The 25,952-nt window shown below is 60.6% G+C and carries 17 protein-coding genes, 1 tRNA gene and 2 rRNA genes (1 of these 20 only partly in view); all 20 read right to left on the reverse strand.

What is annotated here, in order from left to right:
• Positions 1-279 precede the first annotated feature (279 nt).
• Positions 280-948, reverse strand: coding sequence for an integrase core domain-containing protein (locus SPISAL_RS09005; RefSeq protein WP_016353918.1), 669 nt, complete (start codon positions 946-948; stop codon positions 280-282).
• A gap of 50 nt (positions 949-998) precedes the next feature.
• A complete protein-coding gene (locus tag SPISAL_RS09010; protein WP_016353919.1) occupies positions 999-1,448 on the reverse strand; it encodes a hypothetical protein in 450 nt (149 codons plus the stop codon).
• 89 nt (positions 1,449-1,537) lie between these two features.
• Positions 1,538-3,550: an FG-GAP repeat domain-containing protein gene (locus SPISAL_RS07730; RefSeq protein WP_016353920.1), complete on the reverse strand. Its 2,013-nt coding sequence runs from the start codon at positions 3,548-3,550 to the stop codon at positions 1,538-1,540.
• Between the two features lie 379 nt (positions 3,551-3,929).
• Complete coding sequence (locus tag SPISAL_RS09030) at positions 3,930-4,058, reverse strand: hypothetical protein (protein WP_281166704.1); 129 nt, start codon at positions 4,056-4,058, stop codon at positions 3,930-3,932.
• A 358-nt stretch (positions 4,059-4,416) separates the two neighbouring features.
• Positions 4,417-9,966, reverse strand: coding sequence for a beta strand repeat-containing protein (locus SPISAL_RS07735; RefSeq protein ID WP_016353921.1), 5,550 nt, complete (start codon positions 9,964-9,966; stop codon positions 4,417-4,419).
• 94 nt (positions 9,967-10,060) lie between these two features.
• Positions 10,061-11,278 (reverse strand): hypothetical protein, encoded by a 1,218-nt coding sequence (locus SPISAL_RS07740; RefSeq protein WP_016353922.1) that lies wholly within the window; start codon positions 11,276-11,278, stop codon positions 10,061-10,063.
• A gap of 145 nt (positions 11,279-11,423) precedes the next feature.
• Entirely contained in the window at positions 11,424-12,590 is a 1,167-nt protein-coding gene (locus SPISAL_RS07745; RefSeq protein WP_016353923.1) for a glycosyltransferase family protein, read from the reverse strand.
• Positions 12,587-13,339: a glycosyltransferase family 2 protein gene (locus SPISAL_RS07750; protein WP_016353924.1), complete on the reverse strand. Its 753-nt coding sequence runs from the start codon at positions 13,337-13,339 to the stop codon at positions 12,587-12,589. Before SPISAL_RS07750 ends, SPISAL_RS07745 begins: the two co-directional genes overlap by 4 nt.
• Complete coding sequence (locus SPISAL_RS08710; RefSeq protein WP_016353925.1) at positions 13,336-14,577, reverse strand: polysaccharide pyruvyl transferase family protein; 1,242 nt, start codon at positions 14,575-14,577, stop codon at positions 13,336-13,338. The genes SPISAL_RS07750 and SPISAL_RS08710 overlap by 4 nt, the downstream gene beginning before the upstream one ends.
• A complete protein-coding gene (locus SPISAL_RS07760) occupies positions 14,561-15,808 on the reverse strand; it encodes an oligosaccharide flippase family protein (RefSeq protein ID WP_016353926.1) in 1,248 nt (415 codons plus the stop codon). Before SPISAL_RS07760 ends, SPISAL_RS08710 begins: the two co-directional genes overlap by 17 nt.
• Positions 15,805-17,250 (reverse strand): Coenzyme F420 hydrogenase/dehydrogenase, beta subunit C-terminal domain, encoded by a 1,446-nt coding sequence (locus SPISAL_RS07765; protein WP_016353927.1) that lies wholly within the window; start codon positions 17,248-17,250, stop codon positions 15,805-15,807. Before SPISAL_RS07765 ends, SPISAL_RS07760 begins: the two co-directional genes overlap by 4 nt.
• Complete coding sequence (locus SPISAL_RS07770; RefSeq protein WP_187287965.1) at positions 17,247-18,407, reverse strand: glycosyltransferase family 4 protein; 1,161 nt, start codon at positions 18,405-18,407, stop codon at positions 17,247-17,249. Before SPISAL_RS07770 ends, SPISAL_RS07765 begins: the two co-directional genes overlap by 4 nt.
• The gene (locus tag SPISAL_RS07775) at positions 18,370-19,770 is read right to left on the reverse strand and encodes a TolC family outer membrane protein (RefSeq protein WP_016353929.1); all 1,401 of its coding nucleotides are present in this window, start codon (positions 19,768-19,770) and stop codon (positions 18,370-18,372) included. The genes SPISAL_RS07770 and SPISAL_RS07775 overlap by 38 nt, the downstream gene beginning before the upstream one ends.
• Before the next feature lie 4 nt (positions 19,771-19,774).
• Positions 19,775-21,175 carry an HlyD family type I secretion periplasmic adaptor subunit gene (locus SPISAL_RS07780; RefSeq protein ID WP_016353930.1) on the reverse strand — a complete coding sequence of 467 codons (1,401 nt, stop codon included), beginning with the start codon at positions 21,173-21,175 and terminating at the stop codon, positions 19,775-19,777.
• A complete protein-coding gene (locus SPISAL_RS07785) occupies positions 21,172-22,911 on the reverse strand; it encodes a type I secretion system permease/ATPase (protein ID WP_016353931.1) in 1,740 nt (579 codons plus the stop codon). The genes SPISAL_RS07780 and SPISAL_RS07785 overlap by 4 nt, the downstream gene beginning before the upstream one ends.
• Positions 22,912-22,933: 22 nt before the next feature.
• A tRNA-Thr gene (locus SPISAL_RS07790) sits at positions 22,934-23,009 on the reverse strand.
• Between the two features lie 58 nt (positions 23,010-23,067).
• Positions 23,068-23,805, reverse strand: coding sequence for a type III pantothenate kinase (locus tag SPISAL_RS07795; RefSeq protein WP_016353932.1), 738 nt, complete (start codon positions 23,803-23,805; stop codon positions 23,068-23,070).
• The gene (locus tag SPISAL_RS08715) at positions 23,802-24,587 is read right to left on the reverse strand and encodes a biotin--[acetyl-CoA-carboxylase] ligase (protein ID WP_016353933.1); all 786 of its coding nucleotides are present in this window, start codon (positions 24,585-24,587) and stop codon (positions 23,802-23,804) included. Before SPISAL_RS08715 ends, SPISAL_RS07795 begins: the two co-directional genes overlap by 4 nt.
• A 99-nt stretch (positions 24,588-24,686) precedes the next feature.
• Positions 24,687-24,803: ribosomal RNA gene (gene rrf, locus SPISAL_RS07805) — 5S ribosomal RNA — on the reverse strand.
• A gap of 96 nt (positions 24,804-24,899) precedes the next feature.
• Positions 24,900-25,952 (reverse strand): 23S ribosomal RNA (locus tag SPISAL_RS07810) (it continues 1,838 nt past the right edge of the window).

Raw genomic sequence — 25,952 nt, forward strand, 5'->3', positions numbered from 1 at the left:
GGGACTGACGAAATAGAAAGGAAACAGGACATGACCAAAGCAATCATCTTTACCCTAACGATCCCCCTAGCCGGCTGCAGCGGTATTCCTCTAGTACCGGGTATCTAGAAAAAGGGCTCCCTGAGAAGACTTTATCTTTTAGCAGTAGGTTGCCTCATATAAAAAGAGAAAAGCGCTCACAGAGCTTCTCTGTGTAGTGGCCACAAATTCAACCGCCCCAGCAAACGGGCCTTGCGACACTCTTGAACGCCTCCGCCCCCAGTCTCTCAACCCAAGCAATCAAGACGCCCAGCGATAGCTTGAGTGCAGGCCGCCGAGCCATGTCTTCCGAACAAGTTTCCTGGGTTGCTTAAAGAAATCTGGGTCGTTACAGGCCAGATTATCTGCGTCTTCAGGGCGTATTGGTGGCTCGGCTTCATTGCTCATGTGTGGTCGGGCGGTGTTGTAGTACTCCCGGAACTCCTTGAGTAGCCGATTCATGTGTCGGTCATTAAGGGGTTGCACATACCGCAGAAGCTCTTCGTTAAGCGTGCGGTGGAAGCGTTCCACGACCCCGTTCTGCCAGGGGCACTTATAGCCAATGCGGATGGCCTTTATATTCATCCGGGGCAATATCCATTTGGCGATTGGCGCGAGGGTGCTGTCTCGATCCATCACAATCGCTTCGGGTAAGTCATCCAGATCCATAAAGGCATTACGCAGCTGCTGGGCAACCCACTGGCTGCCGGGGTCGTAGGTCGCGCGACTCCAATGCAGGGCGCGTCGGCCGTGATCGATGATGTTGAGGATGTAGATCGCGCGTCCATGAAGGTCGCGAGTCACTTTGAAATCCAATGCCATTACATGCTGGTTGTAGAGGGTGGTGAGCCAGCCAGGTTCACGCTCCCGCGGGGGCAGCCCGCCCTTTGGGCCAGGCTTAAACCCATAGGCTTTGAGGATCGCCGTCACTTTGGTCCGGCCTATAGGGTATTGCAGCTCCCCGCCAGAGATGATGTTCGCTATGCGCCTAGCCCCATAGCGGGGATTGTCTTTTTAATGGTGAGGATGGCTTCCACGATAAAAGCCGGTGTAGGCGGTCGCCCGCGTTCCTTGCCAGCTTTGATTTTATCCGCGTGTACCTTCCGACTACGGGCCTGAAGCCAACGGATATAGGTCATTGGGCTGAACTGCATAAATCGCGTGCTCCACGGCCATAGCTTATGAAGCAAGCCAATGACGAGCGCCTGGGTCCGCGTCAGGGTTGGCTGCAGCCGGACTAAACGACGTCGTGCTGGGCTGCGGTTTCCCTTTTGCACCGAGACGGGTTTGCTGCGGAGATGCTTTACTTCAACGGATAAGACCTGCAACTGAAGCCGGCGGCGGGCCCAAGCGACGCGGTCCCGGCGATAGCGTCGCGTGCTCAGTGCGCCCAGCGCAAAGCTCACACTGGCAGCGATGACGATTTCCATGGCAAACGACCTCCCTGTTAATTACAAAGAGGCAGAGCCTAAACTGTTAGTGACCGGGGATGCCAAAGTCATCCGCTGTCATGACGGCGCTACGCCATTGCGCCATCAATTTCACGGCCCCCAGCGGAAGAAAGGCTACCGCTATCCACTCCGGTCAAAGTCAATAGGTCTTCAGTGTCCTCACTGGGGGCTATTGCCGACGCGGCTGACGCTGTATCAGGCAGCCGGTGCTCTACGGCCACGGCGGCGATGTCCTCAATGCCGTCAAAGCTCTCCAATTTACTCAGCTCATTGACCACTTTCTGGTTGTTCGAAAAGGTCGTTTCACTGATGAGGTGACCCCGTTCAGTCTCTGCTGTGTGCAAGAATTCGGCAGCGAAGTGGCGTGTTGCGACTGTGTCAGACCGCAGCTGCCCCACCCAGTAGTCGATTCGGGCCTGCGCATCAGCCATCTTGTCAGCATCCGGATAACCGAGTAGCTGCTCATAGGCGGCCTTGACGGTTGCTATGTCGTCTTGATCATCAGTCATCGCGTCAGCAAAAGGTGCGTTCATTGCCTGGTATGAGGGCGGTGGTGCGGCGTTACCCAATGTGAGGCTTTGATCCTGGAAATGGGCGATGCCGCCCTCTGGAATCAGTCGTGGGGTTTTCAGCCCGAGCTCATCAAACACGACGAAGTCATTCCCCTCGCTGTCGATGCGATAGCGAGCACGATTGCCACTAAACGCCATTTCGTCTGCCGCCCGGGCAATCTCTGTTTGCGAGGTGAAGGCACGAATGGTTGTTTCGTCTTGCCCCCCGCTCCATTCCGATGACATAGCAAGGAAATCGCCGATGCCGTCAGCATTGATGTCTTCCATCCAGGTGCGTGTCTGGTTACCGGATGGCCAGTCAATTTGATCCGTAATCTGTTGAGCTTTAGCTGGGTCTCTGTAAAAAGCGCCGTTCCCATCGTTGAAATACAAGCCCGCTTCCATGGAGCTGCTTTCCGTGGCCGTCCAGTCAGGCCAGTACAGATCGGGGTCACCATCGCCGTCCAGGTCTTCCAGGCTAAATTTCAGATCAATCCATTCACTACCCAGGAAGGTATCGGCCTCACGACTGGTTACCAATGGCTGATCAGGGAATGCCTTGGAAACCGTAAACCCGCCCTCTGGCCTCTGGAGCATTGAGACGAAGGACGCCTCGCCAGCAGGAGCTATTTCAGGATTCTCTGCTAAGGCGACAACATCCATGAGGCCATCATCATTGATGTCCCTGGTGCGCAGGAACGAGTAGCCCCAATCATCGCCAAGCTCAAAATCGGAACCGCTTCTGACTTCTTGGCTGAAATCGTCGACAAGCTCCCCATCTTCAAACTCGAAGACATGGCCCTCTTGCTGCCCGGTTTCTCCAGGGTAGAACTTATAGGGCAATGTGATCGCGTCGTAGTCTCCGTCGCCGCCATAGTCGAGTATCCCCGCAGCACCTGCTCGAAGATATTCTTGGCTGTCGAAATCTGTCAGCGCTTGATACCGGTCACCGAGAATTTCTTGCGTGGCGTCGCGCATCACTGAGTCGGCATTACCCTCGAAGATGTTAATTGGAATCTCTTCGAGACGGGCGACGACAAAGTCCTTGAGACCATTGCCCGTTAGATCAGCGCTGGCGGAGGCGTTGTGGTAAAAGCCGGGTTCATTTCCGATGGTTACATCCGTGCGATCGACAAAGGCGGCCTTTTCCTGGGCGTATTCGTAAACAGGGAGGCTCTCCCAGTATTCGCTGGAGTAGTCTATTTCACGTCCATGGTCGATCGCGACGATCTCGACATACCCGTCTTCATCGCTATCAAGGAAGACGTAATCGTTGATCCACCCGGCGGGTGGCAAATCACTGGTGTCCGCTTGGGTAAAGCGATAGTCATCATCCCCCAGCATGATGGTGATCGGGGTGTCATCTGGCTGAATCGGCTGATCGGTGTCTCCAGTTTCGGTGATGACAAGGTCGGGCTTGCGATCCCCGTTTACATCACGAACAGCGAATCCTTCGCGGAATCGCGAAATAACATCGCCTGATACAGCTGGGCTAATTGCTTCTGCATAGTTCGGTACACCGCGTGCCATTGGTACTCCCTCCATGGATAGACGATCCGTTTTAACGATACATAGGGAGAGACCCCGTCTTAGTGACGGTATCCGGAATGCCGTGAGCGAATCAATGGTCCTAGTTGTCCCGATCTAGCCAGTTATCAAACCGCAGAAAGAGTGTTCGGCGGGTATAGCTTAGCGGTTTGGTTGAAAGCGGCCGCTGGGCGTAATGACTGCTTGGTTTAGGAGGGGCGGTGTTTGGGCGCTCAAGGGCAGTGTGGCGGTTACTTCTCGGGCCGCAGGAATTTGTGGCCACTACAGTTTATGCCTTAGGCGGGGATAGCTTCATGTTCCGAGGAAAACAGCCTGTAATACGGCCTCATTCAACGATTGTGTTAATCACCCGTCATCATCGTTACCAGCCATCCCGCCAGCGCTGCAACGTGCGGTAATCAAAGTCCTCGTCATACAGCGCCTTGATCTGCCTAGAGAGGCGATCTTGTTGACGTCCTAGCGGGACAATAGCGATGTCGAGGTCTTTCATATGCTCCCGTTAGATGCCCGGTACTAAGGGAATACCGCTGCAGCCGGTTAGGAGGGGGATTAGTAAGGTAAAGATGGCTGCTTTGGTCATGTCTTGGCTCCTTTTAATGTCTTTGCAAATCGTAACAGCCCAAAAAACCCAGTCGTAAGCGCATGGCAGAACAAGCATTGGATACGACAGTGCAGAAGAACACCATATCCACACTGGTATCACGTGAGCTGCGCTTAGCGCGTGGAATGATTACACATGTTGGCGTTGGTGTATTTCCCTAACCATAGACAGAAAAAAGCCCCCGCCACTAAGTGACGAGGGCTTTCTCAGGACCGTTCCTCAGAGGAGGATTGGTTTTGGGGTTGGCTTAGGCAAAGCCGTCAAAGTTAGCCGCACTCAACGTACCAGCATCGCCGATGCCATCAAGCGTGATGAGAACAGTCAGCTCTCCTTGCTCAATAACGGTGTCATCGCCGCCAGCGTCCGCTTCAACGATCGCTGTGTCGGTTCCATCACTGATAGCGAAGAGTATTTCATCGTCTGCGTTGGCGAACGAAATGATGTTGTCACCTCCACCACCATTGTTGTCATCACCCGTATCGTTCAGGCGATCCGCAATGTTGGCAGTAGTCAGATCATCCGCATCCGCAATATCACCATCACCGTTATCAACGATCTGAATACCACTAGCCACTGTGATATCAGCAGCCGTGTCGATTACGTTAACAGTGTCGATGTCGACTGTACCGTCACCAGTACCATCTTCTACAAGGTTGCCATCAGTATTGTCGATGTCAAAGTCATCGTCCCCTACGACGAAGTTGTTGACAGTGTCTGCTTGGTCTCCATCGTTAAAGACGAACGTATCTGCACCATCACCGCCGTCCAGCGTGTCAGCACCAGCACCACCCGTGATGGTGTCAGCACCAGCACCACCCGTGATGGTGTTAGCGGCTCCCTGACCAGTTATAACATCGTCAAAGTCACCACCAGTGATGTTAGTTGCATCGCTGATATACGCCTGATTTTCGTCACCTAACTGAACATTCTGCTCATCAAAGTCGATTGAGCCACCTGTGTCATTTGTGAACGAGAAGTCATCGGCATTTCCAAAGACAGCATCAACTCCATCTGCTGCAGTTATATTACCGGGAAGGTCTAGATCGGTATCATTCGCCACTTCACCACGGAGTACCAAACGGTCAGCACCAGTCCCAAAATCTTGGAGGCTGTCGATCGAGCCAGTGGCACTTTCACCAACATCAGTGATGAATTCATCATCCCCAGCACCGCCAGTCAGCTCGTCAGCACCGTCACCACCCGTGATGGTGTCACTGCCAGCACCGGTTGTAATGGTGTCGTCGCCAGTATTGCCAGTTACAGTAACGTTCAGGTCCGAACTATCGAAGCCGGTTTCTCCGTCGAGATCAACAACCAAGTCCGTTGCCTGAATCAACCCGTTGCCGTCCAAGTCCGCGACTAGTCGGTTACTACCGGTGTCAAAGAAGTACTCGCCATTGGTACTGCTAAGCAACGCAAGACCATCGGAAATGGACCCGGCATCGCCCTTGTCGGTGACATCTACCGTCTGGTCACCTGCTGCAAGGGTCAAATCTAGCGCGATGCTGTCCGTACCGCTTGTGAAGTCAGTAATGTTGTCGCTAGACGTACTGGTTGAGTTCGTCGTGGCGCCTGCGTCGGTATCAAGATCAGTCGTAGAGGCATACTCGAAGGTATCGGCACCAGCACCACCGGTGAGGGTGTCTCCGCCGCCATTACCAACAAGGGTGTCAGCACCAGCACCACCAACAACTGTGTCGGCACCAGCACCGCCAGTAATGGCGTCAGCACCAGCACCACCAGTTACAGTGACAAGCTCTTCGTCATTGTTGTTAGAGGCGTCAACCGTGAGGACTTCCCCGGCATCCAGTGCAGAGCCATCAATTGTAACGGACGCCTCGGCAAAGGCTGTATCAAGCGTCACACTAACATCACCAGCCGCGTCATCAGTCGCATCGTCCTGCACCAAGATAGTGCTGAAGTTGGTGTAACCGGCGTCCAGTGTTGCGCTCACGGCGTCACCGGTGTCGTTGTCATCATCATCTTCGTTGTCGAGGATAATGCGGTTTGTACCGGTATTCCCGTCGAATTCATCGTCGGCGTCGATTGCAGATGCACCATCAAGGCGCCCGACGATGAAATCGTCGTCTCCGGTACCACCGGAAAACGCCTCGGCGTCATCGGTGCCGGTATCGGCCGCAATGAAGTCGACGTCTACGGTCGCACCGTCGGCGTCAATGTCAGTATCACTGCCGTCCTCACCACGAACGGTGGTAATCCCAGACTCACTGAACTCGCCAGCAAGTGTCTGAGTATCGTCTGTGGTCGCCACAAGGGTTTCGAAGTTCGACACATTCAGAAGCTGAATGTCTGTGAGCGCAGCCGAAGTCCGAAGGGTGTCAGTGCCATCACCACCATCGAGCGTGTCAGTGGCATCCAAAACGCTAGCGCCACGAACCGTATCGTCACCTGCACCTGTCGATATGGTGTCGCTACCAGCACCGAGATCAATGTCATCAGCACCGGCACCACCAGTCACCGTGAGGTCGGCATCAGCCTCCCCATCGACTGTGAGAACCTCACCATCATCCAATGCCGATGCGTCGATCGTCAGGGTCCCATCAGCCGCGCCGTGGTTTGTAACGTCGATCGTAACATCGTTACCGTCGGTATTGGCATTATCGAGAACATTGACGACGTCGAAGTCGGTGATGTCCGTCTGCATATCGATGGTACCAGTCGCGTTGGTCACGTTGAGTGTGTCCACAGCGTCGGTGCTACCGGTCAGGGTCGTGTCGTCTCCCGCATCAAGATTGTCTGAATTGGCGCTGACAGTAAGTGCGATACCAGCAGTGTTAACAACCGTGTCTCCAGCATCGTCACCGAGGGCGACCGAGATTGCCGCAGTATAGCCGTCGGCAAAGGTCAACGACTGGTTAGCTGCGTCTGACAGATCGAGAGACTCGCCACCAACAAGGTTGCTGGACAGAGATACAGTAGAATTGCCAGTAATAGCGACAGTCTCGACGTTCGAGACGTTCGTCAGAGCGTCCCCTGTCAAGTTCGTGACATTAAGTGTGTCGTCGCCGACACCACCATCGATAGTGTCTGCGCTGGTCAAGTTACCCGCCAGAGTGAAGGTGTCATCACCAGCACCCCCGTCGACCGTGTCATCACCGGTATCGGTGGTGATTTCGTCAGCTCCAGCACCACCATTCAGCGTATCGTTGCCTGTGCCACCAGTGATCGTGTCATCACCAGCACCACCGTTGATGGTCGACGAAGCGTCACCCAACAGCGTATCCGCATTAGCCGTACCCGTGATGGTTTCGACACCAGCAGCAGCAGCTGTCATGTTTAAGAGTGCATCGCCAGTGAGGCCGGAAGCATCAATGACATCTGCGGTAATCGTGTCCGGTGCATTGAACTCATCAGATCCGGTGAGATTGAGCGTCGCGGTCCCATCCGTGTCCGGCGTCAGTGTGACATCGCCCAGATTCTGCGCTGTAGCACCGTTGGCGCTGCCGTCGATTGTGACAGTTTCAAAGCCGTCAATGGCAAGGTTTTCATCACTAACCACATCAACGGCACCATCCTGATCATTCACGATCGAAAGAGTGTCGTCCACAGCAGTGCCGGTATCTTCAACCGTTAATGCAGCGTCGAGCGCAGACTGAAGATTCACAGTCTTGGCACCAGCTTCCAATGTAATGGTACGCGCACCATTATCAAGATCCAAAGCCAAGGTAACCGTGTTGATTCCAGCCTGCAGATCTGCAGTCGTAAGATTATCCTGCAGATCGTCTGAAACTTCGAGTGCTTCGATGTTGCTCAAAGTGGCAGTGTCCGGAATGGTGTAGCCGGTCAGATCAGCGGACTGCGCAACCAGCGTATCAGTGCCGTCACCACCATCGACGGTATCATCGTTGTCGAATTCACCACCAGCAAAAATGATACGATCGTTTCCAGCACCGCCGGTCGCTGTATCGTTAGCTGCTTGGTTGTCGAATTCAAGAGTGTCGTCACCTGCACCACCCGTAAGGGTCATGGCAGCAGCGTTAACCTCTTCAACATCAATGTCACCAGTCGCAACGGACGCGTCCACAGTGGTCACATCTCCATCAACATCGTCAGTGACGGTGAGATCTGCAGATCCAGAAATTGTCAGAGTTTCAACATCGCCTGAGTCGATTTCCGTAAGCGTGTTATCTGCAGTCCCCGAAGACACGACCGAGAAAGTTTCGATGCCATCGTCGACGGAAAAGGTACCGGCCGTGACGCCCGAAACCGTCAGTTTCATTTCGTCTGCGGTACCAGCCACTGCTGCGTTTGCATAGTTGACCGTCAGATTACCTTCACCGTTCGACATCTCCGCGTCTACGACGTTCTGAACGTTGTCAAACACAGTGTTGCCATTTGCAACTGAGCTGCTCAGCTCAACTGTCTCGACACCAGTCGCCAAGCTCAGCGAGATCGTGTCGTCGTTGCCTGACTGTTCCGAGTTGGAGACGGATACACGCTCGATGCCGCTCAGAGTGAAGGTGTCACGGGTAACGGCATTGTTGTGCGTACCGGTGATGCTGATAGCCAGCTCGTCGGAACCTGCGCCACCATCAAGGTCGTCACCAGCTTGCAGCGTGGTGCCGTTAGCGGTGGTGCCGTCGGAGCCAACCACAGCACGGAACGTATCGTCGGCACCAGCGCCAACGAAGTCTGCACCAGTGTCTACGTTGGTGGTCAGAGCAATCGTCTGCGGAACAGTGTCGGGGTCCACGTCGTCGTTCGTGATGGTGCCAGTTGCAGTCACGCTAGATGTCAGGCTGTCGCCCGAGAACTGAACATCAACCGTCTCATCCTGCTCAAACGCCGTGTCGCCATTCACCGTTACGGTCGCAGTGGCTGTGCTCTGGCCAGCAGCGAATTCGATCGTGCCAGCCGCGACGTCAAAATCATCGCCCGCCGTTGCACTACCGGAGGTCAGGGTCTGGAAGTTAACCGTAGTGGCTTCAGTCGGCGCAGAATCGAGCTCCGCGGTGAACACCATGTTATTGGTGCCGCTATCGCCCTCGGTGATCGACACATCGTTCGCTGTCAGCGTGAAGGTCTCGGGCTCAGGCGTCGTGGAGGTGTCGTTCACCGTCACATCAGCCGTCTGACCGGCCACCGACAGGGTCAGCGTCTCGGCGCCCTCAGTGATCTCATCGGCGTTCAAATTTACTGCAATGGTCGCTTTGCCATCCGCCCCAATCTTGGCCGTCCCAGTGAGCGAGCCATCTATATCGGCGCTATCAACCCCGGTAATGGAATAGCTGTACTCCTCACCGGCGGAGACATTTTCTGAATCGAGAGTGAAGACAACAGAGCCGCCTTCGTCGACAGAGTCAGCACTTGTAGTGAGGGTGAAGGTTTGTCCGGTGTCGCCACCGCCGTCATCGTCGGAGGACGTTTCGTCACCGAGGCCGACAGCGTTGCCGTCCTGCGAGTTATTGGCGTCAACCGTCACAGAATCGGTGTCGTCGTCCGGATCGGCGAGGGTGTAGCTCGCTCCACCCGTCTGTGTCAGCGTTGCATTGCCATCACTGAAAGCAACATCAACGGCCGAGTTAAGCCCAGCCGTAGCGGTCGCAACCACGTTGCCATCGTTCACAAACTCCAGCTGGTTGCTGTTGTTCACGCGAAGCTCAACGTCAGCGGCTGCTAAATTGTTGAGTTCGACCTTCTCAATGTTGCCATCGAGCTCGAGGCCGGTGATGCCCGAATTGATTTGAATGGTCTCGCTGCCGTTCCCACCAACGATTGTGCTGTTGTTATTCGCAACGATGAACGTGTCGTCGGCGTCGAGGAATGTCTTAGCCATGATCTTAGTTTCCTTTTACTGATAAAACCGGTTGTCTCTGGGAGGTGCCCCGCGCCGCTTAGGACGCGGGGCCATACTCCACTGCTTACAAGCCCTAAAAAACGAGACTATCGGCACCGAAGGTGTTCTCGAAGCTCGACTGGTTGAACACTGCGTTGTCCTGCGCAGCTGTCAGACCGGTTAGAGTCACCTCGACCGTGTCCCCGGTGTCACCATTCGCGGCGGATAGCTGTTTCTCGCCATCGCCCAGGTTCGCATCAGCGAGCACGTTGAAGATCGCCTGGTCCACCCCTGCGACGTCCCCAAAGTCGAGCGTGTCGCCGGTGTCGAAGTTGGCGATGTCGAACTCGTAGGCGCCATCGTCGAAGTCGAAGGTAACGTCGGCGTTAGCGGCATCGTCGTCGCCCGCACCAGTGACCTCGACGGTCTCGCTGGCGCCGCCAGCTCCGCCGCCACCAGCACCGCTGCCGCCGGCTCCACCAGCACCAGCACCGCCGCCGCCAGCTCCACCAGCGTCCCCGGTACCGTCGTTGACGTCCGCGTCAGCCGTCGCCACCACATTGCCACCGGAGTCGACAACGTCGTAGGTGAAGTCCGTTGCCCCGTCATCCTTCGCCTGGCTCACGGCCTCGACGTAGTTCTCGAACGTCGTGCTACCTGCCACGTTGAAGTTAATGGAGGCACCGAAGTCGAGCGTACCGAGCTCATCGGCCGTGCTGAAATCATCAGCGTCGGACTCAGAAGTCAGGTGGAACACCTTGTACTCACCTTCGTTCAGGTCGTTCTCGACCATCACGATGTGGTTCTGCGTATCACCCACCAGATCCGCCGTGGTGCCCGGGTTGAGCAGGGCATCATTGAGGTTGCCGTACTCGTCGTCCGCATCGGCTGCGTTCAGTGCAGTGAGCAGATTGGAGTCGTTAAGACCCTCGAAGGTCTCACCGTCTGCGAGGTTCTGCTCGAAGCGAATGGAGTTAACCGAGTTCGCCCTGGCGGTGTTGTCGTTATCGAGACCGGCGCTCACAGCAGTGCCTAGCGCCGAGGCGCCCGCCACCATGTTCGCGCTGGCCGCCACCTCGACCGCCGTGTCGGCGTTGTCGTTATCCGAGTCGTCGATCTGGTCGTCAAGGTAGGCCGAGAAGTCGAGCGCATGTTCACCCATCTCGTCCCGATTATCGACGTCATCCGGCGAGACCTTGTGCCAGTTCACCACCGTGACCTTACCGAAGGCCTCGTCGACCACCAGCGTGTTGGCGCTCGCGTTACCCGAGTGCACCGAGACGATGTCGTTGCTGCCATCGCCCACGTTCACCGAGGACAGGTTAATCGAGCCATCATCACTGTTGCTCGATCAAACCAATAGATGCGTGAAATAGTGACTTACGAACAATGACAACGCAATGACAATCTTCTGTACCCCCCACACAGTTATAGGGTGCCATGGGGCCTTTGAGGGGTCAATTCTGGTCATCACCCACCCAATCGAGCAGGGCATCGACGTGCTGGTCATACGTTAATTGTCGTAATGCATAGTCCCTGGCAGCACGCCGACGCGATCCATGGCATCGCTGTGCTTCAGTCGCAAGCTGGCCCAACCCCACGGCTATTGCAGCGGGATCAAACCGCACCAGCTCGCCTGCGCCAGATTCCGTAACAAACTGTTCTTGCAAGGGAATACCGGATGAGGCAAGCACCGCGAGCCCGGCACCAATGTATTCAGTGAGTTTCGTGGGCGATGACTCACGGAAAATGTCGGTGGGCGGAATGAGCGAGAGCCCCACGTCAAAACCGGGAAGCTGCTCAAGCAGCTGGGCCCGGGGAAATGGCGGAACAAAGCGGACCCGGTCCTGGGCCTCCAGGCTTAATACGCCGGGCACGCCCCGCAGCCGAGTGACATCATCCGGATGCCCTCCGATGAAGGTCGCACGCACATCCACACCCTCAGCCACCGCCAGACGAACGCCTTCCAGGACAACATCGAGTTGGCGAGCGGGTTCATGGGTGCCGATATACACGCACTCGCAGGGTGAGTGTCGTGTCGGCACAGGCAGCGGGTCTGGTAAAGCGGGACGGGGCGCCAGCAACGGGATCACCGCCCCTTTGACGGCGTCGGGAAACTGACCGGATAACCGGCTTAGCCCCAATGGCGAGACAGCCAGCAGCCCATCCACGCCGCGCCGGCACCCCCGCAAGATGCGGCGGGCAACGCCCCGCTTGACCGGGTTCCTGCAAAAGTCGTCATGCGGGAACGACTGCTGGTAGATCACCGGCGTGTCCTTGCGCCGGGCACAAACCGCCGCGGCAAGATACACCGGCTCGTTTCGCACAAACCACGCGCAGCGACGGCCTTGGCGGCTGATCCGACGCTGCAGCCGCACCAGAAGCCACCAGGCAAGTGGAAAGTTAAGAAACCGCGCCACATGCCGCCGAGCCAGCAGCCGCGGCACGCAGATCGCCCTGCCATAGCGATACGGCTTATTCGGCCGCGCGGGATGACGGCTAACCAGAAGAATCACCGACGTTTTGCCGGTCTTTGGCAGGGCCTCGGCGAGCATGCCGTCAATAAAGGACTCGGTGGGCGGATCCACTTTGTCCAGCAGCCAGAGACTCACCGCGCGCTTCATCGGCGGAGCAGCCCCTGGCGTGCGGCCACCCAGAGGCCCATCGCCATATTCGCGAGTGTTGCCAGCCGCTCGCGCCAGCGCATCTCACGCCGGTAGAGCCACGCGAAATGCGCTTTGCCGTGTAATAGCGGCCCTGGGTCACTCAGCCGGCCCTCGCCATGGCTTTGCAGGAACGCGCGGGCGCCGGGTACCCGCGCCACCGGCACCTCCGCGCGCAGGCAGCGCCACAGCAGGGCGCGATCCTCACCACAGGCCAGTCGCTGATCAAATCCACCCACCTGCAGAAATGTCTCGCGATGGATGACCACATTGCTGCCAACCACACCGGGATTACGCCAGAGCACGGCGCGCGGCTTCCCGGCATCCCAGCGCTTGACCGCGGTGACCTGACCTGCCTCGTCCAGCAACTCAACGCCGCCAAGCCACAACCGCGTTGCGGTATCGGCCGTCATTGCCTGATGGCAGGCACTGAGATAATCCGTATGCCAGGTATCGTCATCGTCGAGAAAGGCCAACCACTCGCTCTGTGCCAGCACCGCGCCGATGTTGCGGGCCTGGGCGGCACCACACCGCACCGGCGCCCGCGTGGTGCTCACCTCCAGCTCCTCGAGTGCGATGGGCTGGGTCGGTGTGCGCCCGTTGTCCACAACAACCACCTGCGCAGGCGCCACGCCTTGCGCCGAGACTGAGGCAAGCGCGCGGGCCAGTCGCGCTGGGCGATCACACGTGGGGATGATGACGGTGATCATGCCGCGGGCGACTCCGCGGCAAGCCACCCGGGCGCTTGCGCGAGTACCGCTTCGTTGCGCTGCTGGCCCGCTTGGGTGTAGCGCAGTGAATGGCCTTGGAGTGTCTCGCGCGCGCTGAGCGCCGCCTCGATGGCAGCCTGCAGCGAATCAGCCGAGACCGCCGAGGCCGCGATATGAAACTGTTCGGTGCCATAGACATCGATGTTAAGACCGCGGGCCTTCTGGCTGTAGCCCAATGACACCGTGGGGATACCCTGGGAGAACCCGGCAATCGTCAGGTGCGTGCGCGCGGCCAGTAGCACATCACAATGGGCGACCAGTTGTTTGTACTGCCCGGCCCGCCAGTCCTCACCCGCCATCACCACCCGCGCGGCCTGCGCTGGCGTGATGTCCGCCGCCGCCATTACGCGGCGCATGAATGGCCCATCGCTGCGGCCAGGTTGCCGTGGATTGGCAACGTGGGGGATCAGCACCACCCATGTGCCCGGATCGCTCAGCACCGCCTGCAGCCACTGCGCGGTCGCGGCGGCCAGGGCCGCTTCGCCACCGGCCTGCTGGGCGATGAGATCGCTCAGGTTCAAGCCGATCACGCGCTCCGCACGCCCAATAGCGGTGAGCCAATCTGTCGAGGCGGGTAGCGGCTCTGGCGCCAGGGCAAACGCCGGATCGATCATGGCGACCACATTGGTGAGGCCCAGTTCGTCTTCCAAATAGGCCTGGGTCAGGGATTCTCGGGCGCCGATGAGCCGGTAGCGGGCCAGTGATCGGGCCAGCGCGCGCTCGTAGGCTGGCAATGCTCGGAACGGGCCCACGGACGCCCCCCACAGCACGACAGGTACGCCCGCGGCGGCCGCCAAACCATCAAACCCCGCTATTCCACTGGGCACGCCGTAGTCCAGTGAGTAGGTATCCCCACCCACCGCGACCACCAGATCGACCCCTTGGAGCGCGCGATGCCAGCGGCGTGGGACAGGCCCCGGCCAGACAGCAAGTGCGGCAAGGCCATGGCGCTGCTGAGCGCGGCACAGAGCGCGCTCTAAAAGCCCGGCGTGGCGGCCTTGTGGATGGACGTAATCGCCGAGGTCAGAGAGCGCTTGTGCATCGTCGGCGGGCGTCCGCGTGGGCAGCGTGATCTGCGATTGCGGCCATAGCTGTTTGAAGGCCTGGGCGCTTGTGCGCACGAAGGCCTCGCAACCCCGGTTAAAGCAACTGTTGTGCCCGCTAAACAGGATCTGCATGGGCTATCCTTCGATCACGAAGCTCGCGCATCAGCATGGCGGCGTACCCCGTGAGGAGCACGGCCTCGGTGCCAATCGTGGCGATGACGGCCCCCATAATACCGAATGCCGGGATCATCAGCAGATTACCCAGCACGTTCAAAACCGCCGTGACCACCTGCACCCGGACCTTGCGGGCGATCCCGGGCGCCGTCACCAGGTAGGCGCCCACCCCGATCGCCAGGGTGTGCAACACCACTGCCAAGCCGAGCCAGCGCAGATACACCGCCGCTTCGCTATAGCCTTTGCCGTAGGCAATGGCGATCAACGGATCAGCGAAAAGCGCAAAAAAACCCACGACCAAACCGCCAAAAATAAAACAGCCAAAAAGACTGCGCTGCACGATCGGCACAAGGTGAATGGATGATTCCCACCAGCGAAAAATGCGCGATAGTAAAAAACGTTGAAAAAAGGTACTTGGCAAAAGGTAGGCAGCCGCAATGAATACGAACGCCGCTTTGTAAATACCGGCTTGTTCAAGGCCTGCCATTAAACCCAGCATGACCACATCGACTTGGTAATAAATGGTGTACAGCATGCCGCTAACGGCAAACGGCATCCCCTGGCGCAAAATCTGCGGCATGGCAGGCGCGGGCGCCTGCGCATCGGGCTGTTGGCGGATGTGGCGGCGGTAATGCGACAGGCAGCCCAGGGAAACTGCAATGACAATGAGCTCGGCAAAGGCGTACACCGCCATAAACCCCAGAAAGGATAATCCGCCCAGCAACGCGACGCCGCCCGCCACCAGGCGTGCGATGGGCGGCAGGAGCTGCCAGCCGGCAAGGCCGGCATAGTGGTCACGCGCCTGGAAAACCGCCTTGGTCGGGTCTTGCAGCACCAGGCTGGCCAACGCGACGCTGGCCAGCAGGAACACCCCCCAATGCCGGTCGTAGGCCAACGGGCCGGCAACCAGCACGAATGCGGTCACCACCATCAGGGCAGCTGCAATCACCAGCAAACCTCGCCCCAGCAACCAGACCGCCAATGCCGGCGCGCCCTGCGCCTGGGCCCGCAGGATCAACTTACCCGAGCCAAAACCGATCACGGGCGCCAGCAGCGCCCAGATCGCGATCAAACTGGCAAAAAAACCGAAGTCCGCCGCGCCAAAACGCCGGGCAATGATGACGGTGGCGGCAAAACCGATCCCGGCCCCGATCACCGAACTGCCCAGCACCGCCAGTAAGCGCTTCATGACTGGCCTATTCGTCGCCACAGCCGCCGCAGCGGTTGCGCACACGCCCGCAACAACCCGCGGTGACAGACGGTATAGCGCAGTATCCAGGGCGCCATCAGGGCGCGAAACACCCAGTGGCGGCCCCTGCGCCGCGCTCGCATGAACGCGCCATGACTGCGCTCGGCGAGCACCACGCGCAGGTCGACGACACGCTGCTGACGCGGGCTGAGGCCATCATGCCGGGGTTGCACCCGCTTACGCGGCCGCCAGCGGCCCGTCTGGTCCCACTGCGCCAGGCGATACGCAAGGCCCTCGCCCCGGTGCCGGTAGCTCGCATCCTGCGAGGCGGCCACGCGCTCGGGCGCCAGGCGCTCCAAATCCACTTCGCCCCCGCGACACCCATCCATGAGTAAGCGCTCAAGGCCCGCCTCTCGGACAATCAACACACTGGTCCCGCGGCTGTCGCTGACATATTCCGGCAGCCAGGCATCGCCGCAGGCCAGATCCGCCGTCTCCCCGGCAACGTCATCACAAAAATCACAGGCCCGCGGCTTGAATAGCCCCAGCCCCCAATCCCCGCCATGGAGCTGCTCCATGGGCGCAAAACGCTCAACCCGCTCACCGCCGTTGGCATCTTTGGCCCGCACGGTCACGCCATAGCGGTTAGCCGGCACCCCCGCGCGTTTACTGCGAAAGTCGATGCCATCGAGCGCACCGGGCGGCACCCCCAGCTGCCAGGCCAGGTGCTCGGCATAGGCCGCCGACTTCATGTGCCCGCAGAAAAGCGCAATGGTGTAGGTGATGGCAGCGTCAATGGCGGGGTCATTCTTGGCCAGCAAGCGTATCGCCTTCACAAAGCATGGCACCCCGACAAAGGCATAGCGCCCCGGATGCGCCCGAATAAAGCCTGCGACGCGCGAGAACTCCACCGGGTAATAGCGCGTCTTCGCCCCTCGGCTGGCCTCACCCGGGCGACGAGCGACCTCGTAGCGGAACAACGCCCCCTCGGGGTCGCCCTCCACCGCGCCAACGTGGATCACGCCATCCACCCAGCCCCGCTGTAGCAGGGCATCGAGCACCCAGGTAACCAGCCCCCCCGAGCTGCTGACCGCCCGGCTTTCCGGATCGGTCACGCTGCCGGCGTAACACTGACGGTAAAAACCGAGCGCTGCGTTGCGCGCGGGCGCATCCGCATACCGTGCCGAGGCCAGGGTGTCTTCGTCGTCATCGGCGTAGAAGGGGCAGACCTGGCCCAGGTCGGGGCCCGCATCGGGCTGCGTATATCCCGGGCGGATTTGCGGGCGATAGAGGCCATCGGCCTGGAGCTGCATCACCAGCGGTGAATCGGGCACCGCCGCGCAGGCGCCACACCCGATGCAAAACCCCCCATCCACCACCCGCTCAAGCAGCGCTTGAAACCGATAGGCCGGGGCGGCGTGTTGGGCGTGGGGTGCGCTCACGCCGCATCCTGTGCCACAAGCGCTTGATACACGCCCATGTGCCGATCGACCACCCGCTGGATGTCGAACTCGGCCTCAGCCTTTTCACGGCCACGCTGCCCCATCAACGCGCAACGCGCCGGGTCGTTCAGGAGGGCCTCGATCGCCAGCGCCAGCGCATCGACATCACCCGGCTTAACGATCAGGCCATTCCAGCCGTCTTCGACCGTCTCGCGGCAGCCCGGGGCATGGGTGGTCACAATGGGCCGGCCCGTGGCCAGCCCCTCGAGCAGGGCCTTCGACATCCCCTCTCGGTACGAGGGCAGGACCACGAGCGTCGATTGCTGCATTACGCTTGGCATATCCGGTTGGTGGCCCCACCACTCCACCACGCCTTCATTGACCCAGCGCTCGAGTGTCCTCTGCGGAATGGCGCTCGGGTTTTCGCTTTTGTGATCACCCACCAGGACGAATCGTGCCTCAACGCCGCGGCGCTGCAGTTGACGCGCCGCCTCAACAAACTCACCCACGCCCTTATCCGAGGTCATGCGCCCCGGGAGGACGACGATCGGGTGGCCAGCGGGCATGGGCGTTGCAACAAACTCATCAAGCGACACGCCAGAGCCGGGCATCAAAACGGCCTCACCGCCGGGCAGCGCGCCTAGGCCGTCCAAGACCGCACGATCGGATTCGTTCTGGACGATGACCGTGCTGTTGGGATGGTGGAGCGCGAGGGGGTAGAGCCGTTCAACAAGCCATCGGGTCAGGCTTCTGCGCTCTCTTGTGAACAAAAACCCGAGGCCGGCGATGGCCGAGACCATGGCCGGTACGCGCGTCAAACGCGCCATCAGCCCGCCATAGATCACCGGCTTCGTCGTGACCAGGTGGACCAGATCCGGGCGCAGCTGGCGAAACAGCCGCCCGATGGCCAGCAGGGTTTGCAGGTCTTTGAGCGGGCGGGTGCCCGCTGAGGTCATGGGGAGGGGATAGTGCGGCAGTCCGTGGCGGATAATTCGCTCGGCACCGACACCCGGCCCGGTGGCGATGCTGACCTCAAACCCAACCTTTTGCGCCTCGAGTGCTAACGCCAGCCGAAAAAGCAGAAAAGATTGCGGGTCGTTAACAACGAATAAGAGGCGCTTACCCGCCATCGGCACCCGGCAGGTAGACCACTTCATCGAGGTAGGCCCGATCCAGATCGCGCAGACGGCTGGGCTCGAACGCCCCGGTGATGGTCTGCAACTGGACCTCGGCGATGAGGTAGTCATAGGCCGCCTCGGCCAGGTCTCGGCGAATGCTGAATAGCTGCGCCCGGGCATCGAGCACTTCGACCAGGTCGCGCAGCCCAACCCCCAGGCCCTGCTCGCCGGCCTCGACCTGGGCCTCGGCGGTCTGCGCGGCCTGACGCGAGACCTCAATGCGCCGATGGGCGCTGCGCAGCTCGTTCACCGCCTGGCGCGTTTCGATCATGGCCTCGCGCCGGGCATTGTCCAGCGCCGAGCGCTGTGCTCGCTCCCGGGCCCGGGCTTCGGCGATGCCCGCGCTCACGCCACCGCCGGAGAAAAGCGGCATCTGAACCATCAGCTGCACGCGCGCATCCTCGCCCTGTACCACGCGGTCGGTGGCGTTGGTGTCGCTATAGCGGGCCTCGAGCGTGATCGTGGGAAAGCGCTCGGCCTGACGCACAGAGACGCTGTCCTGTGTTTGGCCCAGGCGCTCTCGCTGCACGCCCACCTGGGGGTTGGTCTCCGCGGCCTCTTCCATGAGCGCGGCGACGCGGCTGTCCATGGGGGGCGCCTCGAGGGTCATCGAGCGCGGATCGGCCGAGCGCAGGGCCTGTGGGTAGGCGCCGGTCAGGCGCTCAAGCCCGAGGCGCGCGGCATCGAGCTCGTTTTCTGCCTCAGCGATATCGCTTTGGGCGGTCTCGTAGCGCACCCGCGCATCGAGGACATCCACTCGGCTGGCGAGATTACGCTCGAGCTGGCGCTCCATCTGGTTCCAGCGCGTGCGATAGGCCTCGGCCTCGGCGTCGGCGAGTTCGCGCGTTGCCCGGGCCCGCAAAACGCGCAGGTAGGCCTGCGCCACCTCAGAGGCCAGGTCCTGGCGGGTGGCCGCAAGCTCGGCATTCGCCACGGCACGCTTCGAGCGCGCCTCGGCCAGGCCCTTGGAGACACTGCGGTCATACAGGGGCTGGGCAAGGTCAATACCGAAGTTGTAGCTGTCCTCTTCGGTGGTCGCGAGGCCTTCGCTGCGCTGCCCGGTCTCTGGATCGAACTGGACGTCGTTGGTCTCGTATTCGGAGTCGGTATAGCGGGCGTTGGCCGACAGCGTGGGCCAGCGCCGGGCCTTGGCCTGATTGACGACCTCCTCGCCTGCCTCCACAAGCGCGCGGCGCTCGCCGATGACTGGCGCCTGGTCCAGCGCCTGCTGATAGGCCGTGAACAGGCCCAGGGGCTCTTCATCGGTGTTGGACTGTGCCGCGGCGGGCCCGGCCACGACGCTCAGCGCGAGGGCGGCCATCAAAAAACGTGTCTGCATCATGTCGTCAGCTCTCGCGGAATGCTCTGGAGGCCATGTCACGGAATGGCTTGGTGAGGTAACCCAGCAGGCTGCGGGAGCCGGTTTTAATGAACACCTGCACACCCATGCCGGGCTCCAGCTCAAAGTTTTCTTCGCGCAGCGAATCCACACCCGCCTCGTTCACGCGAATCCGGGCGAGGTAGTAACTCTCGTCGTTTTGCTGGTCGGTCAGCGCATCGCCGGAGATGGAGATCACCTCGCCCTCGATGTCGTTGATAAACAGCGTATTCAGCGCTGGGAAGCTCAAGTCGGTGTTCTGGCCCACGCGCACATCATCAATGTCATCGGGCTGTACCCGCGCGTCGATGAGCAGCGTGCGCTGCTGCGGGACGATGTCCATGAGCTCGCCGCCGGAGTTCACCACCGAGCCCTCGCTGTGGAACTGCAGCCCGACCACCTCGCCGCTCACCGGGGCGGTGACCACGGTCCGCTGCAGGGTGTCGCGCAGGGCGCTGATGCGTGCCCGGGAGTCGAGAATGCTCTCCTGCACCTCACCGAGCTGGGAGGCCACTTCCTGGTCGTATTCCTGACGCCGCAGGGTGCGCTCCATCTGGGTGCTGGCGATTTGGGCCCGCACCCCGGCGATATCGGCAATCAGCCGACCGCGGTCGCCGCGGTAGTCATCCAGCTGCCGGCCGGCGTCGCGAAGCTGCTGTTTGTCGGCGAGCTGATCCTGCACCAGACCGCTCCACTCCTCGACTTCCTCGGCAAACGAGTCGATCTGCGACTCGACCGCGGACAGGCGCGCTTCCAGCCCGCGGATCTGCTCTTCGAGCTCGTCAATGCGCTGGGCCCGCAGGTCGAGGTCGGTCACCAGGGCCTCGCGCCGGGCCGAGAAGAGGCTGCGCTGGTTGGCCATGATCTCGGCGGCCTCTTGCGGATCGTCGGCCTCGGTCAACTCTTTGGGGAAGTCGATCTCCTCCAGGCCATCGCGCTCGGCGCGCAGACGCGCCCGGCGGCCCAGGGCCGAGAGCAGACGGGATTCGACGACGTTGAGATCAGAGCTGGCCTGTGTGCCATCAAACTCGACCAGGACATCACCGCTCTGCACGCGCTCGCCTTCTTCGACGTTCAGCGCGGAAATAATGCCGCCCTCGAGATGCTGAATGGTCTGGCGATACCCCTCGACAACGACCTGGCCGTTGGAGATGACCGCACCCGCGAGCGGCGCGGTGGCCGCCCAGATCAAAAACCCGCCAAAGCCGACGAACAGGACAATGGCGCCGATCAGCGAGTAGCGCCGGTAATTACCCGAGGCCTTGGGGACGCCATCGGTGGGGGTCGCCTCTTCGCTGGCGGTGCCGTTGCCGGGCAGATACTCCCCGGTGGCGACGCTTCCCCGGAAACGCTCGATCAGCGACTTCATGACTGCCCCCCGTTGGATTGGTTACCGGCGACGCGCAGCGGCTGAGCGGTGTTGGACTGGAGCCGTCCCAGCACCTCTTCGCGCGCGCCAAACGCCGCCACCTGGCCTTGCTGGAGCACCAGGAGCTTATCCATTTGCGAGAGTATCGAGCGTCGGTGGGTCACCACCAGGACCGTCGCGCCCTGCGACTTCAACCGCTCGACGGCGCTGGTAAGCGCCTGCTCGCCGGCGTCATCGAGGTTGGAGTTGGGCTCATCCAGGATGACCAATTTCGGGTCACCAAAGAGCGCCCGGGCCAGGCCCACGCGCTGGCGCTGGCCGGAGGACAAGGTATTCCCCCCAACCCCCACGGCCGTGTCGTAGCCATTCGGCAGTTGCAGGATCATTTCATGCGCGCCGGCAAGCTGGGCGGCGCTGACGATGGATTCGTCATCGGCCCGGCCAAAGCGCGCGATATTCTGTGCCACGGTGCCCTCGAAGAGCTCGATATCCTGTGGCAGATAGCCCACGTAAGGGCCTAGTTCGTCGCGGTTGTATTGATCAACATCCGCGCCGTCGAGGCGCACGGAGCCGTTCAGCACCGGCCAGACGCCCAGTATCACCCGCACCAGCGAGGACTTGCCCGCCGCGCTGGGGCCGATCACGCCCAGGCCTTCGCCCGGGGTGACGTTGAGGCTGACGTTGCGCAGCACCGGCGTCCGCGTGCCGGGGGGCGCCGCCAGGACGTTGGCGAGATCGAGCCGGCCCTTCGGCGCCGGCAGGGTGGTCAGGCGCGGCTGCTCCGGGAAGCCCTCGAACAGCTGGGTCAGGCGTCCGTGGCTCTCCCGGGCCTGCTGAATCTGGCGCCAGGCGCCGGTGATCTGATCAAGTGGGGCCAGGGCCCGGCCAATGAGGATGGCGCAGGCGATGATCATGCCGCCGCTCATCTGCCCCTGGAGCACCAGCAGCGCACCAAGACCATAGGCAAACGCCTGGGCCATGAACCGGAAGACGCGACTGGCGTTACTGAACACGCCGGCGCGGTCACTGGCAAACGCCTGGCCGTTAATGGTGCTGGAGTTCCGGGAGAGCCAGCGATCGCGGATTTCCGGCTCCATGCCCATGGCATGAATCACCTCGGCGTTGCGCAGGTTGTCACCGGCGAAACGCCGGGCGCTGCGGTTGGCCTCGTTGGCCTTGGCGAGCGGGGCGCTGGTAAAGACCTCGTTGGCCCACGTCAGCGCACCGATAATGAGCGTACAGGCCACGCCGTACACGCCGAGCCAGGGGTGGAACAGGAACATCACGCCCAGGTAGACCGGCGTCCAGGGGGCATCAAACAGCGCAAGGATGCCGGGACCGGTCAGAAACTGGCGGACGTTGGACAGATCGTCCATCGGCTGCGGCGTGCCGCTGCCGCGCTGGCGGAGCGAGTTGCGGAACATGGCATCAAACAGCCGCTCGCCCAGGCGCTGGTCGACGGCCACGCCCACCCGCACCAGGATGCGCGAGCGAATCAGCTGCAGCACGCCCATCAGCACAAACAGGCCAAGCACAATCAGACTGAGGAACAGCAGGGTCTCTTCACTGCGGGAGCGCAGGACACGGTCGAAGACCTGCAGCATGTAGAACGGCTGCACGAGCATCAGCAAGTTAATAAACAGACTGAATACGCCGACCGCGATAAAGCCGGACCGCGCCGTTTGGAGGATCCGTTTGAGCTCGGGCACCTTTTGGCCAGATGCGTCCCTGTTCATGCGCCACCCTTAAGCAGGAGATTGGAGCTGGCGAGAGGATTCGAACCCCCGACCGGCTGATTACAAATCAGCTGCTCTACCAACTGAGCTACGCCAGCATCTTTGATGCAACGCGAGAGGGTACCCCGGTTGACCGCAACGGGCAATTCGCAAATGCTACTGGAGGGCGGCTATGCCCTCGAGGACAAGGTCCGGGCGCAAGGTGACCGACCGGTCCAGATAACGGCTGATCAATGTAGCATCGCCACCGGTTAAGACCGCCGTCAGCGCCTCAGGCGTATTCGTTGCGCACCGTTGCAACAGCCCCTGGAGCGCCATGGCGGTGCCGTGCAGGTAACCGCTTGCCAGCGCGTCGGGGGTGTTGTTGGCCGGAAAGGGCGTGCTGTTGGGCCAGTCAACGCGGGGCAGGCCGGGGGCCAGGCCGGTTAGGCCGGCTTGTTGGGCGGCGAGGCCCGGCAGGATCAGGCCGCCCTGGTGCTGGCCATGCGCATCGAGCACATCCAGGGTGATCGCGCTGCCGCAGTCGATAATGCAGGCGGGCGCTTTGCCCGCGGCTCTGGCGCCAACCATGGCAAGCCAGCGATCGGTCCCCAGCTGCGCTGGCGTTGGGTAGGCGACTTGCACCCCGCCCCCCGTGGCCGGTGTCTCCAACCAGTGGGGCGCGAGATCCCAATGGGTCGTGGTCCATTGCGCGATTGCGGCCTGGGTGCCGGCCGACGCGGGGCCAGACACGCCGCGCACGCGTTGCGGCGGCGCACTCAGCCGCGACCATTCAGCGAACAACAGCTCAAGGTTGTCGTGGGCCACGGCGCGGCTGCTACCGATGACTCGACCATTCGCTGCCAGCGCCCATTTGATGCGGCTATTGCCGACATCAACCACCAGGTCGTTCATGCCGTTGCCTCCCAGCCGCCCTGGATACGGCACTCACCCGCGTTCACCCACTGCTCACCCGATGCCGTGGCAAGCCGCAACTGACCGTTGGGGGTGATGCCGAGCACTTCGCCTTGTAGTGGGGTGCCCGTGCCGTCCGATTGCGTAACCACGACGATGTGCCCGGCGAGGGCGTCGCGTGCGGGCCAGCAGGCATCCAGGATGGCCGCGGCGGCGTCGGGCGAGCGCATGACGGCGTCGAATATCGCCGCGGCGAGTTGGCCGATGAGGTTTTCGTGGGTCGGTCGGTCACCCAGGTCTTTCAGGCCGATGGCGCGCCGGTCGGTCGGCAGGTTTTGAATCGCGGTTGTTGACCGATTGATGCCAACACCCACGATCAGCGCCGTTGGCAGCCGTTCGACGAGGATACCGCCCAGTTTGGCGCCGTTAACGACCAAATCGTTCGGCCATTTAACGGCAATGCCCGGGAAGCCTGCGCTCGTTAGCGCCTCGGCAAGGGCGATTCCGACCAGCAGTGTCACGGTCGGCTGAACTGGCTCGTCCGGGGACAGCGGCACGCCCACACTGAAATACCATCCGCCCGCGGGCGAGGCCCAGGCTCGGCCACGTCGGCCGCGACCCTGGGTCTGCGTCCGCGCAGTCACCAGTGTAGGACCGGCCAGGGACTGCGCAGCGAGCCATTCATTCGTGCTGGCCAGCGACTCGAACACGTGAATGGCCGTTTGGGCATGGCGGGGGCCGAGCCCTGCCTGGACTGCAGCGAGGGTGTCTTGCGTGGTCATGGCTGAAAACGCCTTACCGTTGGTTCGGCCATTATCGCCGCGGGGTGCTGAAAAAAGAAAACCCCCGCAGCCAGAGACTGCAGGGGTTTGGGTGTAAAAACCTGGCGATGACCTACTTTCGCACCACAGCGAGGCGGCACTATCATCGGCGCTGCGCAGTTTCACTTCCGAGTTCGGAATGGGGTCGGGTGGTTCCCACGCGCTATTTTCGCCAGGCAAGCCGGTTTTCCGTCGGCGCATCGCGGCGCCGGCGGATCAGAAAATGTTGTCTATGGCATACAGGACCGATGCATACAATCCACTTGGGGTTATATGATCAAGCCTCACGAGCAATTAGTACTGGTTAGCTTCATGCATTACTGCACTTCCACACCCAGCCTATCAACGTAGTCGTCTTCTACGGCTCTTCAGGAGGATCAAGTCCTCGGGGAGATCTCATCTTGAAGTGGACTTCCCGCTTAGATGCTTTCAGCGGTTATTCCTTCCGAACGTAGCTACCCGGCAGTGCCACTGGCGTGACAACCGGAACACCAGAGGTTCGTCCACTCCGGTCCTCTCGTACTAGGAGCAGATCTTCTCAAATCTCCGACGCCCACGGCAGATAGGGACCGAACTGTCTCACGACGTTCTAAACCCAGCTCGCGTACCACTTTAAATGGCGAACAGCCATACCCTTGGGACCTGCTACAGCCCCAGGATGTGATGAGCCGACATCGAGGTGCCAAACTCCTCCGTCGATGTGGACTCTTGGGAGGAATCAGCCTGTTATCCCCGGAGTACCTTTTATCCGTTGAGCGATGGCCCTTCCATACAGAACCACCGGATCACTAAAGCCGGCTTTCGCCCCTGCTCGACTTGTCAGTCTCGCAGTCAGGCACCCTTGTGCTTTTATACTCATAGCGCGATTTCCGACCGCGCCGAGGGTACCTTCGCACTCCTCCGTTACTCTTTGGGAGGAGACCGCCCCAGTCAAACTACCCACCACACACTGTTCCTGGCCCGGATAACGGGTCTAGGTTAGAACCTCAACCATGCAAGGGTAGTATCTCAAGGATGGCTCCACCAGAGCTGGCGCTCCGGTTTCAAAGCCTCCTACCTATCCTGCACAAGCATGCTCAAAGTCCAGTGTGAAGCTGTAGTAAAGGTTCACGGGGTCTTTCCGTCTTGCCGCGGGAACGCTGCATCTTCACAGCGATTTCAATTTCACTGAGTCTCGGGTGGAGACAGCGGGGCCATCGTTACGCCATTCGTGCAGGTCGGAACTTACCCGACAAGGAATTTCGCTACCTTAGGACCGTTATAGTTACGGCCGCCGTTTACCGGGGCTTCGATCAAGAGCTTCGCTCCGAAGAGCTAACCCCATCA

Origin of the sequence: Spiribacter salinus M19-40 (assembly GCF_000319575.2) — a bacterium.
Taxonomy (GTDB): domain Bacteria; phylum Pseudomonadota; class Gammaproteobacteria; order Nitrococcales; family Nitrococcaceae; genus Spiribacter; species Spiribacter salinus.